This window comes from Streptomyces hirsutus, from assembly GCF_001418415.1.
Taxonomy (GTDB): domain Bacteria; phylum Actinomycetota; class Actinomycetes; order Streptomycetales; family Streptomycetaceae; genus Streptomyces; species Streptomyces hirsutus.
The window spans coordinates 1-11,291 of sequence record NZ_LIQT01000415.1 but is presented as its reverse complement, the minus strand read 5'-3'; the positions used below and the strand labels follow the sequence as shown (position 1 = coordinate 11,291).

11 protein-coding genes and 1 pseudogene are annotated in these 11,291 nt (G+C 72.5%); 6 read left to right on the top strand and 6 right to left on the bottom strand.

All coding sequences use genetic code 11. From position 1 onward, the window contains the following. From AOK11_RS44100 to AOK11_RS28640, 3 genes and pseudogenes are all read left to right on the top strand, one after another. A pseudogene (locus tag AOK11_RS44100) lies at positions 1–212 on the top strand (hypothetical protein); the annotation flags it as partial. A 79-nt stretch (positions 213–291) separates the two neighbouring features. Beyond that, positions 292–1,299 (top strand): CopD family protein, encoded by a 1,008-nt coding sequence (locus tag AOK11_RS28645; RefSeq protein ID WP_055596623.1) that lies wholly within the window; start codon positions 292–294, stop codon positions 1,297–1,299. Positions 1,300–1,516: 217 nt separating this feature from the next. Next, positions 1,517–2,503: a DEDDh family exonuclease gene (locus AOK11_RS28640; RefSeq protein WP_055596622.1), complete on the top strand. Its 987-nt coding sequence runs from the start codon at positions 1,517–1,519 to the stop codon at positions 2,501–2,503. A 29-nt stretch (positions 2,504–2,532) separates the two neighbouring features. Here AOK11_RS28640 and AOK11_RS28635 read toward each other — a convergent pair whose 3' ends face one another. Then, positions 2,533–2,784 (bottom strand): hypothetical protein, encoded by a 252-nt coding sequence (locus AOK11_RS28635; protein WP_055596621.1) that lies wholly within the window; start codon positions 2,782–2,784, stop codon positions 2,533–2,535. A gap of 226 nt (positions 2,785–3,010) precedes the next feature. On the opposite strand from AOK11_RS28635, the gene AOK11_RS28630 reads away from it, so the two are divergent. Genes AOK11_RS28630 through AOK11_RS28620 form a run of 3 tightly spaced genes read left to right on the top strand, consistent with a single transcriptional unit; the run spans position 3,011 to position 6,432 of the window. Further along, positions 3,011–3,844 (top strand): SURF1 family cytochrome oxidase biogenesis protein, encoded by an 834-nt coding sequence (locus AOK11_RS28630; protein ID WP_055596620.1) that lies wholly within the window; start codon positions 3,011–3,013, stop codon positions 3,842–3,844. 33 nt (positions 3,845–3,877) lie between these two features. Next, the gene (locus AOK11_RS28625) at positions 3,878–5,671 is read left to right on the top strand and encodes a glycoside hydrolase family 15 protein (RefSeq protein WP_055596625.1); all 1,794 of its coding nucleotides are present in this window, start codon (positions 3,878–3,880) and stop codon (positions 5,669–5,671) included. Positions 5,672–5,676: 5 nt separating this feature from the next. Continuing rightward, a complete protein-coding gene (locus tag AOK11_RS28620; RefSeq protein WP_055596619.1) occupies positions 5,677–6,432 on the top strand; it encodes an SDR family oxidoreductase in 756 nt (251 codons plus the stop codon). Between the two features lie 38 nt (positions 6,433–6,470). Here the strand turns inward: AOK11_RS28620 and AOK11_RS28615 are convergent, their stop codons facing one another. From AOK11_RS28615 to AOK11_RS28595, 5 genes are all read right to left on the bottom strand, one after another. Continuing rightward, positions 6,471–7,232, bottom strand: a complete 762-nt coding sequence (locus tag AOK11_RS28615) for a GntR family transcriptional regulator (RefSeq protein ID WP_055596624.1) — start codon at positions 7,230–7,232, stop codon at positions 6,471–6,473. A gap of 94 nt (positions 7,233–7,326) precedes the next feature. Continuing rightward, positions 7,327–8,043, bottom strand: a complete 717-nt coding sequence (deoC, locus tag AOK11_RS28610; RefSeq protein WP_055596618.1) for a deoxyribose-phosphate aldolase — start codon at positions 8,041–8,043, stop codon at positions 7,327–7,329. A 76-nt stretch (positions 8,044–8,119) separates the two neighbouring features. Continuing rightward, a complete protein-coding gene (gene rbsD, locus AOK11_RS28605) occupies positions 8,120–8,575 on the bottom strand; it encodes a D-ribose pyranase (protein ID WP_055596617.1) in 456 nt (151 codons plus the stop codon). A gap of 33 nt (positions 8,576–8,608) precedes the next feature. Further along, positions 8,609–10,141, bottom strand: a complete 1,533-nt coding sequence (locus tag AOK11_RS28600) for a sugar ABC transporter ATP-binding protein (RefSeq protein ID WP_055596616.1) — start codon at positions 10,139–10,141, stop codon at positions 8,609–8,611. Further along, on the bottom strand, positions 10,138–11,157 hold the full coding sequence (locus AOK11_RS28595; protein WP_055596615.1) for a sugar ABC transporter substrate-binding protein: 1,020 nt from the start codon (positions 11,155–11,157) through the stop codon (positions 10,138–10,140). Before AOK11_RS28595 ends, AOK11_RS28600 begins: the two co-directional genes overlap by 4 nt. Positions 11,158–11,291: the final 134 nt, after the last annotated feature.

The window sequence follows — 11,291 nt, the reverse complement described above, 5'->3', positions numbered from 1 at the left end:
CCTCCACCCCCACCCCCGTCCCGACCGCGGGCGGGTCTGCCGCCGACTGGCTCACGGAGACGGACAGCGCCCTGGGGAGACTGCGGTACGCCCGGTCCCCGGTGTCGTTCACCGGCGGCCCCCGTGACTGGGGCCGTCCGCCCGGACCGTGGGGTGCCGACGCGGCCCGGTGGGGGACGGGGCCGGTGACGAGCAGTCGGCCGGGGCGGTAAATGCGACCTTGGCGGGAAATGCACCCCTGCCCTCCACCCCGTGCTTGCCCGTTCTGTGAGCCCTTGTGAAGATCCTGGGGTGACTCTGACAAACCCCGTGTCCGGGACGACCGGCGCGCACAAGGGCGCGCGGCGTCCCGGGACCGGCCCGGCCGTCGCCGTCCTCGTGCTGGTGGCGCTGGCCGCGCTGATACCGCTCCTCGGCCCGTCCCCGGCCCTGCACGAGACCGGTGAGGCCGCCGCGCCCGGCACCAGCGGCATAGCCCTGCTCCGGACGGTGCTGTTCGCGGCGCTCGCCGTACCCGTCGGCGAGCTGTTCGTGAGACGGCTGCTGCGTTCCGTACCCGACGCTCCCCCGGCCGTGCCGCGCAGCTGGTCCACCGTCGCGAACTCCGTCGGTTTCGTGGCCGCTCTCGGGCTCGCCTGCGTCGTGGCCACCGGGAACCTGGTTCCCGACAGCCTCGCCGCCATCGACGTGGGCAGCCTGTACGGCTCGCGGGAGGGCAAGCTCGCCCTCCTGGAGGTCAACGCGTTCCTCGCCGCGGCTCTGTGCGCCGCCTCCGGCCGCCCGGGGACGCAGGTCTGGCCGCTGGCCGCGATCGTCGTCGCCGAGGCCCTGCGCGCGCACCCCGAGACCGAGTACACCCCGCTGATCGGCTCCGGGCTGACGTTGATCCACCTGGTCTGCGCCTCGCTCTGGGTGGGCGGCCTGCTGTACGCGCTGCGCGCGATGCGCGCGTGGCGGGGCTCGCCGGCGGGCGCCGTGCTGCTGGGGCTCTACGCGCGCGTGGCGGCCGTTCTGCTCGTCGCCATCACGGCGACCGGGGTGTGCAGTTCGCTGCGCCGGATGCCGCCGGAGTCGATCCTGGAGCAGCTGACGGACACGGCGTACGGGCGTGTCCTGCTCGCCAAGGTGATCCTGATGGCCGGGGTCGCGGCCCTCGCCCTGTGGGCCAGGATCCGGCTGGCCCGCGCGGCCGATCCGCTGAGCGCCGGTGCCCCCGCGCGGGCGGAGGCGTACGTTCTGGCCCTGGTGGTGGCGGTGTCGGGCCTCCTGACGGCACTGCCGGTGCCGATCCGCTGGTGAGGGGCGGGCGGTGGGGGCCTCCCACCGCCCATGGGCACGGACGCCCGGGCGGGCGCCGCTCCCGGCCGTGCGGACGAGCGCGGCCGGCGTGCACCGGAGGCACCGTCGGAGGCGGCACCCGGCACACCTCTCCGAACACTCCCGGCACCGAACGGACGTGCCCCGCGCGATGCCTGACGGGCAGGGCTGTCGGCGGGGGCCCGTATCCTCGTGAACCATGCTCGAAGACCTCACGACCGAAGCGTCCTCCCCCACCGCGTGGCCGGCCGCGTATCCGCAGGGATACGCGGTCGTCGACGTGGAGACCACGGGGCTCGCCCGGGACGACCGCATCATCTCGGCGGGCGTCTACCAGCTGGACGCGCGCGGTGAGGTCGAGGACCACTGGTACACGGTGGTCGATCCGGAGCGGGACCCCGGCCCGGTGTGGATCCACGGTCTGACGCGCGAGGCACTGCGGGGGGCGCCCCTCTTCACCGACATCGCCGGGGAGTTCGCCACCCGGCTGGAGGGCCGGGTGCTCGTCGCGCACAACGCCGTCTTCGACTGGCAGATGATCGCCCGCGAGTACGCGCGCGCCCGCGCGCAGGCGCCGGTGAAGCAGCGGCTGTGCACGATCGCCCTCTCCAAGGAGCTCGCGCTGCCGCTGCCCAACCACAAACTGGAGTCGCTCGCCGCGCACTTCGGCGTGGTCCAGCAGCGCGCGCACCACGCGCTGGACGACGCGAGGGTGCTGGCGGAGGCCTTCCGGCCCAGCCTGCGGACCGCGGCGGCGCGCGGCGTCCGGCTGCCGCTGCACGAGTGCCTGCCGCTGACGGAGTGGACGGACCGGCCCCGCACCGGGCAGGAGGCGGGCCGAGGGAGCGGCTACCGGACCACCGGTTGGCGCCCGTCCCGCAAGCGGCCGGCGTGCCCGTACCCCAACCCGGGCCGGTACGACCCGGGCAAGCCCCTCAAGCAGGGCATGCGGGTCGCCTTCTCCGGCGACACCTCCGTGGAGCGGGACCTGCTGGAGGACCGGGCGACCGAGGCCGGGCTGCATGTCGCCACCAGCATCTCCCGGCTGACCAGTCTCCTGGTCACCAATGATCCGGACTCGGGCACGTCCAAGGTGGTCAAGGCCCGGCAGTACGGCACCCCGGTCATGGACGAGGCGGCGTTCGGACAGCTGCTGCGCGACGTCGAACCCGCCTCGGAGGGCTGACCCCGTACGCCCGGCCCGCCGGGCAGGCCCTAACCGCTCACACTGCCGACCTTGTCCACGATGCCGGCCTTCCCTTCCGCGCGGGCGCAGTGCGCTCCGCAGTACCAGTGGCCGTCGACCTCGACGCCCTGGCCGATGATCTGCACCCGGCAGTGCTCACAGATCGGGGCCATGCGATGAATCGCACAGGCGAACGAATCGAATACGTGCGCGGAACCGTCCTGGGTCGTGACGGTGAACGCCAGCGCGTAGTCGTTCCCGCACACTTCGCAACGTGTCATAAACCGCATCGTTGGGGCCGGGCGGGGCGCTGGCAAGCCGAGGGGGGCCGCCGCCCGGAGGTTCTACCCGGTCGGCGCAGCGGCCCGGAGGGAGTCGCCGCGACTCCCCCGGCCCGAGGGCTCCCGTCCGGCCGGTTCTCGGTGAGGGCCGGGGCGGGATCGTCGACCGGGTGTGCGGACGTACCCGCCTGAATGCACCCCCCGGCCCTGGTTGTACGGTCGTGGGGTGTACCGCTTCCTGTTGTCCCGCCAGTGGGTGATTCTCACTCTGCTGGCGCTCGCGCTCATCCCGACGATGGTCGAGCTGGGCTTCTGGCAGTTGCACCGTCACGAGCGCCGGGTCGCGTTGAACCAGGTGATCGCCGACTCCCTGGCGGCGAAGCCGGTGCCCGCCGAGTCGCTGACCGCGCCCGGGGCGAAGGTCGACGGCGACCACCTGTACCGCGGGGTGACGGCGAAGGGCAGCTTCGACGCCTCCGACGAGGTCGTCGTGCGCCGCCGCACCAACGCGGACGAGGAGGTCGGCTACCACGTCCTGACCCCCTTCGTCCTGGAGGACGGCAAGGTCCTGCTGGTCAACCGGGGCTGGATCCCCGCGGACGGCCCGAGCCAGACCGCGTTCCCGAAGGTTCCCGCACCGCCCGGGGGCGAGCTCACCATCACCGGGCGGCTGATGCAGGACCAGACGACCGAGGACAGCGGCATCAAGAACCTCCAGGGCCTGCCGGACCGGCAGATCATGCTGATCAACAGCGAGCTGGAGGCCGACCGGCTCGGCAAGCAGGTCCTCGGCGGCTACGTCGACCTGACCGACCCCGAGCCGGGCGGTGACACCCCGGAGCCGATCCCCTCCCCCGAGCACGACTCGATCGGCCCTCACCTGGCGTACGCCTGGCAGTGGTGGCTGTTCGCCGCGGGCGTCCCCGTGGGCTGGGTCGTCCTCGTCCGCCGCGAGGTCCGGGAGCGGGCGGAGAAGGCGGAGCGGGAGGCGGACGCCGAGGGCGCGGAGGACACCGAGCCCGCCGCGGTGCGGCCCCTCACTCACCCGGCCCGCCCCTGATTGCCGCACCCGGCGGCCGGGCATCCGCATCTCGTGCACCGTATCGAGGACTACGCACTCATCGGCGACGAACAGACCGCTGCCCTGGTGGGCGCGGACGGCTCCGTCGACTGGCTCTGCCTGCCCCGCTTCGACTCCGGCGCCTGCTTCGCCCGGCTGCTCGGCGACGAGGACAACGGTCACTGGCGCATCGCGCCCGTGGGCGCCGAGCGGTACACGCGCCGCGCCTACCGCCGGGACACCCTCGTCCTGGACACCGAGTGGGAGACCGACGAGGGCCTGGTGCGCGTCACGGACCTGATGCCGCAGCGCGACCGCGCGCCCGACCTGGTGCGCGTCGTCGAGGGCGTCCGCGGCGAGGTGACCGTCCGCAGCACGCTCCGGCTGCGCTTCGACTACGGCTCGGTGGTGCCCTGGGTGCGCAGGGCGGACGGCCACCGGGTGGCGGTCGCCGGGCCGGACTCGGCGTGGCTGCGCAGTGTGCCGGAGGTGCCCACCTGGGGCGAGGACCTCGGCACGCACTCCGAGTTCACGGTCGCGCCGGGCGAGCGGGTCGCGTTCGTCCTCACCTGGCACCCGTCCCACGAGCCGCGCCCGCCGCTGGTGGATCCGTACTCCTCGCTGCGGCACAGCATCGCCGACTGGCGCGCGTGGGCGTCCCGCTGCCGTTACGACGGGCCGTACCGGGACGCGGTCGTGCGGTCCCTGATCACACTCAAGGCGCTCACCTACGCGCCGACGGGCGGCATCGTCGCCGCGCCCACCACCTCCCTGCCGGAGGAACCGGGCGGGGTGCGCAACTGGGACTACCGCTTCTGCTGGCTGCGCGATTCCACGCTGACCCTGAACGCGCTGCTGGCGGCCGGCTACCAGGACGAGGCGGAGGCGTGGCGCAACTGGCTGCTGCGCGCGGTCGCGGGCGACCCGGCAGATCTTCAGATCATGTACGGGGTGGCGGGTGAGCGGCGGCTGCCCGAGACCGAACTGCCGTGGCTGTCCGGCTTCGACGGCGCCACTCCGGTACGGGTCGGGAACAACGCCGTCAACCAGCTCCAGCTGGACGTGTACGGCGAGGTCGTGGACTCGCTGGCACTGGCCCGACGGTCGGGCCTGTCCCCGCACCCGGACGTGTGGGCGCTGCAGAGGGTGCTGCTGGACTTCCTCCGGTCGGTCTGGCGGCAGCCGGACGAGGGGCTGTGGGAGGTACGCGGCGGCCGGCGGCACTTCGTGCACTCCAAGGTGATGGTGTGGGTGGCCGCCGACCGTGCCGTGCGCCTCCTGGAGGAGAACCCGGACCTCGACGGCGACGTCGAGCGCGATCTCAAGGACTGGCGCGCGTTGCGCGACGAGGTGCACCGTGACGTGTGCGAGAAGGGGTACGACCCCGAGCGGAACACCTTCACGCAGTCCTACGGCTCGCGGGAACTCGACGCCGCGCTGCTGCTGATCCCCCGGGTGGGCTTTCTGCCGCCCGACGACCCCCGGGTCCTCGGTACCGTCGACGCGATCCACGCGGAGCTGGGACAGGACGGGCTCGTGCGCCGCTACACCCCGGACCGGAACGACGTCGACGGTCTGCCCGGCGTGGAGGGCGCCTTCCTGGTGTGCTCGTTCTGGCTCGCGGACGCCCTGCACATGACGGGTCGGACGGCTCAGGCGCGCGAGCTGTTCGAACGGCTGCTGGGACTCGCCAACGACGTGGGTCTGCTGGCGGAGGAGTACGACCCGGTCGGCGAGAGGCTGCTGGGCAACTTCCCGCAGGCGTTCAGTCACATCGGTCTGGTGAACACCGCTCTCGCCCTGTTCGGAAGCGAGGAGGCAGGATAGGGACCATGGATCTTGGACTGAAGGACCGGGTGTACGTAGTCACCGGGGCGACCCGCGGGCTGGGCAACGCCACCGCGCGCGAGCTGGTGGCGGACGGCGCGAAGGTGGTCGTCACCGGACGGGAGCACGAGAGCGTCGCCGAGGCGGCCGCAGATCTGGGGCCGGACGCGGTCGGCGTGGCGGTCGACAACGCCGACCCCGGGGCGGCGGCGCGGCTGATCGCGACCGCGCGCGAGCGGTTCCACCGTTTCGACGGCATCCTCGTCAGCGTGGGCGGACCTCCGCCCGGGTTCGTGGCCGACACCACCGACGAGCAGTGGCAGGCGGCGTTCGAGTCGGTGTTCCTGGGCGCGGTGCGGATGGCCCGGGCCGCCGCGGCGGAGCTGGGCGAGGGCGGTGTCATCGGCTTCGTGCTGTCCGGCTCGGTGCACGAACCGCTGCCCGGCCTGACCATCTCCAACGGGCTGCGCCCGGGGCTGGCCGGCTTCGCCAAGTCCCTCGCGGACGAGCTGGGCCCGCGCGGCATCCGGGTCGTGGGGGTGCTCCCGGGGCGCATCGACACGGACCGCGTCCGTGAGCTCGACTCCCTCTCCGCCGATCCGGAGGCCACCCGCCAGGCGGCCCAGTCCCGCATCCCGCTGCGCCGTTACGGCACCCCTGCGGAGTTCGGCCGCGCCGCCGCCTTCCTCCTCTCCCCGGCCGCCTCCTACGTCACGGGCGTCATGGTCCCGGTGGACGGCGGGGTGCGGCACGGGTTCTGAGGGGCGTTCCGGAGGCGGGGCCGCGCGGAACGGCCCCGTCAGCGGCGCAGCAGGAGCGAGGTCACGCGCAGCCGTCCGCTGTGGATCCACACGTCGGAGTACTCCACCGGCCGCCCGTCGTCCAGATAGGTGACCTGCTGGAGGTACTGCACCGGGCTGCCCTGTTCCACGGCCAGGGCGCGGGCGGTCTCCTCGGTGGCCGCCTCGGCGCTGAACGTGCGACGGGCGGTGGCGATCCGGAGACCGAACGTGCCCTCCAGCTCGCCGAAGAGGCTCGAGGACGTGAAGTCCGCCCGCTCGATGCCGGGCGCGAGGTCGGCCCGCACGAAGTTGAACAGGAGCGCGACCGGGCCCTCGGGGATGGTGCGCACCCGCACCAGGCGCAGTACCTGGGCGTCGGGGGAGGTCAGGTCGAGCAGGGCGGCGACGGGCCGGGGCGGGGTGATCAGGGAACACTCCCGCACTTCGGTGGTGGCGACGACGCCCTGGCTGGCGAAGTCCTCCGAGAGGGTGCTCAGCTTCTGGGCGATCGACGGTTCGATGACCGTGGACGTGACGAACGTGCCGCGTCCGCGGACCTGCCGCAGCAGCCCTTCCTCGATGAGGGTCGTCAGGGCGCGGTGCACCGTGCCGCGGCTGACGCCGAACTCCTGGGCCAGTTCGGGCTCGCTCTTGAGCCGGTAGTGCGCCGGCCACTGACCGCTCGCGATGCGCAGGCGGATGTGTTCCGAGATCTGCACGTGGATCGCGGTGGGGACGTTGCGCCGGATGCCCGGAAGACCTCCTTCGTCGGCCGTCACGGTCACGCGTCTCCTCTCCAGGTGGATGCGCCGTGCCCCGGCCGGAGGAGGCCGGGGCACGGCAGCCGGTCGGTCACAGCCGCCCGGCGGCTGGTCAGTAGCTGACGGTGTGATCGTCGCCGGTGTCGGTGACGATCGCCTTGCCGGCACTCGTACCGAGCAACGAGGCGCCGGCACGCAGGAGTTCCAGGGACTGGCGGTAGGACTTGATGGAGCCCGACGCCTTCACCCGGACACCGTCGCGGGCCCGGTCGACAAGGTAGCGGACGCTTTCCGGCCCGGCCGTCTCGATCTGCCCGCTGCTGGCGTTCTTGAGGTAGGCGACGCCGGCTTCCATGGCCAGTTCGACGGCGGCCTCCTTCTCCTGCGCGCTGAGCAGCGGCAGCTCCAGCATGACCTTGACGGGGCCTCCGAAGGCGCGGACCACACCCGCGATGTCCTCGCGGAACTCATCGTACTTGCCGCTCTTGAGCCAGCCGACCTGTACGCCGATGTCGAGCTGGGTGGCGCCGAGCCGGGCTATCTCGGCCGCTTCGGCCGCCTTGCCCGCGCTGGTCATGACGCCCACCGTGGGGAAGTCCAGGGCGGAGGCGACCTCGACACCGGTGCCGCGCAGTTCGGCGACCACGACGGGGAGCCAGGAGGCGGGGACCATCGCGGCGTTGAAGCCGTAGGTGACGGCCTCCTGCGCGTGGGCGACCATGTCGTCGCGGGTGGCGTCGGGCTCGATACGGGTGTGCTGGATGTAGGGGGCCAGCTCGGCCGGGCTGAGCTTCAGCTCGGCGGCGGGGGTCGTCACGGTCTCGGACACGGGTTGTCTCCCTGAGAGGTGGGGGTGGTGCGGGCGGCGGAACGGTCCGGCGCCCACGACGTCGGATCCCGGGGGATCAGAGCTTGGAGGCGTACTCCGGAGGGACGACGACGTCCTCCTTGTCGAACCAGCGGGGCGCGTCGACACCGCAGAACAGGCCGATGTTGCCCCAGGGTTCGAAGGCGCCGGTGCGGACGACGACCTTGGCCTGGCGGGCCAGTTCGCCGAGCACCTCGGTGTGCGGCCGGGTGGTGAACTCGGCGCCGGAGAACCTCTCGCGCAGCCATGCGTCGAGCCGGGGGTGACGGGTGGGGACGTCCTCGGCCCGCACCACGCCCTCGACGACGAGTTCGTCGGCGATCAGCCCGAGCACGGTCCGCAGGTCCGGAAGGTTCTCCGCGATCGCCAGGTCGACGCGGTGGGCGTCCCGGGGGACGGGGAAGCCCGCGTCGACGACCAGCAGCAGGTCGGTGTGGCCGAGGGTGGCCAGGGCCCCGCTCAGTTCGGCGTTGAGGATGCCGTGTCGTTTCATGGTCGTTCCCTTCTGTGGTGAGGAAGTTGATGCTCAGGCGGCCGACGCCGCTCCGGTCGCCAGGGTCATGATCGATTCCTCGGTCGCCTCGGCCGACGGCACGATGCCGGCGACGCGGCCTTCGCTCATCACGACGATCCGGTCGGTCAGGGTGAGCAGTTCGGGCAGGTCCGAGGAGGAGCAGAGGATCGCGAGGCCCTTCTCCGCCAGCTCGAACAACTGCTCGTAGATCTCCGCCTTCGCTCCGACGTCCACCCCGCGGGTGGGTTCGTCGAGGATCAGCACGGCCGGGTCGATCGCCAGCCAGCGGCCGAGGACCACCTTCTGCTGGTTGCCGCCGGACAGGCTGGTGATGGGCTGCTCCATCGTTGCGGTCTTGACCCGCATGCGCTGTGCCTGTTCGGTGGCCTGCCGGTTGAGGGCCCGGCGGCGGAGCAGTCCGAACCGGCTGAGCCGCTCGGTGGCCAGCGCGCCGACGTTGTCACCGACGCTCATGGTCGTCAGCAGGCCCTGGGCGCGGCGCTCGCCGGGGACGAACGCCAGGCGGCGGCCGACGCTGGCGACGGGGTTGCGCCGCTGGTAGGGCTCGCCCAGGAGTTCCACCTCGCCGCCGGTGCCGCGGTCGCCGCCGAAGATGTTGTGCAGCAGTTCCACCCGCCCGGAGTCCGGCAGTCCGGCCACTCCGAGGATCTCGCCGGGCCGGATCTCCAGGGACACGTCCCGGTGCCGGCGGCCGGTCAGCCCGGCCAGGCGCAGGGCGGGCGCGACGCCGGGGTCGGGCCGGTGGTCGGGACGCCGTTCGAAGTGGCCGAGGCGGCGGCCGACCATGGCGGCGACCGCCTGGTCGGGGGTGGTCTCGGAGTTCCGCCAGGAGGCGACGTGGGAACCGTCGCGCAGCACCTCGATGCGGTCGGCCAGCCGGAAGACCTCCGGCATGCGGTGGGAGACGTAGAGCAGGGTGGTGCCGTCCGCCTTGAGGCCGTCCATCAGGGTGAACAGCCGCTCCGCCTCGGCGGGGGTGAGCATCGCGGTCGGCTCGTCCAGGATCAGGACCCGGCAGCCCCGGGCAACGGACCGGGCCACCACGACGAGCTGCTGGGTGGCCAGGTCCAGCGACCCGACGGGCGTGGCGGGGTCCAGGGCCAGGTCCAGGCGGGCCAGAATCTCGGCGGTGCGTTCCGCCATCCGGCCGCGGGAGGGGAACCAGCGGTTTCCCGGTTCCATACCGCTCAGGACGTTCTCGGCGACGCTGCGGTCGGGCAGCAGCGAGAGCTCCTGGGGAACGATCGCGACACCGTGCCGGTCCAGCATGGTGCTGGGGTCGAAGGAGGTCACCTGCTCCCCGAAGACGGTGACGGTGCCCTCGCTGGGCGGCTGGAGACCGGCGAGGATCTTGAGCAGGGTGGACTTCCCCGCGCCGTTCTCTCCGAGCAGCGCGGTGACCTCGCCGGCGGGGACGTCGAAGGAGACGTCGGACAGGGCGCGCACCGGGCCGAAGCTGCGGGACAGTCCGCGTATCTCGACGGCCGTGGCGGCCTCCGTGGCGGCCTGGGGCGCGGCGGTCACTTCTCCACCGTCGCTTCACCGAGGTTGTCCCGGGTGACGAACTGGGCCCCGGTGTTCACGCCGCTGATCTCCGTGCCCTCGTCGAGGAAGTCGTGGAGCACCTTGACGGCCTGGTAGCCCTGCTCGGTCGGGTTCTGGCTGATCGTGAAGTCGACCACCCCGCTCTCGAGGTACTCGGCGGTCTGCGGCAGCAGGTCGAACCCGCCGACGGTGACGGCGTCCTTCTTCTTCGCGCCCGCCACCCACTTGGCGGCGGCGGTCGTGGAGCAGCAGTCGAGACCCGCGACCGCGACGACGCCGGACTGCCCGGACATCGTGGACTCGACGGTGTTGTACGCGGCGCTGGGCTCGTTCCCGACGTTGACCGGGCCGACGATCTCCAGGCCGCTTCCGGACATGCCCTGTTCGAATCCGCTGAACCGGTCGTGGGACCAGCCGGCTCCGGTGTCCACCGAGAAGACGACGACCTTGCCCTTGGCGTCGGCGCCGAGTTCCTCGCGGAGCCGCTCGGCCTGCGCCTTGCCCGAAGCCTTGAGGTCCTGGCCGACGAAGCCCATCTGCTCCGAGTCCGGGTTGTCGGTGTTGAAGGAGACGACGGGGACACCGGCCTTGTACGCCTGGGCTATGACGGGCTTGAGGGCGTCGCTGGACGCGGAGGAGACGGCGAGGCCGTCGACGGCCTTCTGCTGCAGCAGCGTCTGGATCTCGGAGACCTGCTTGGCCGCGTCGCCGCCGGTGGGCCCGATCAGGCTCGCCTCGACGCCGAGTTCCTTGCCCGCCTTCTTCATGCCCGCGCCGATGGGCGTGGCGAAGGCCAGGGACGGGTCGTGGTAGCTGAGCTTGATCCGCAGCGGCTTGCCGTCGTCGATGCGCTGCTGGACGTGGGCGGCGAGCTTGAACCCGTCGTCGGAACCCGCGCTGTCGGCGGAGGTGACGGCTCCGCAGGCGGTGAGGCCGAGGACGGTGGTGGCGGTGGCCACGGCGATGAGGCTTCTGAGGGGGAGACGAGAGGACACGGGAGACTCCTTTGTCACGGGGTGTCGCTGGGAGCGGCGGCCCGGGGGCGTTCTGCAGCGGCTGCGGCGGCCGGCTGTGCGGGGCGTGTGCGGCCGGGCGCAGGTGGTCGGGGAGGGTCCTGGGCAGGGGGAGG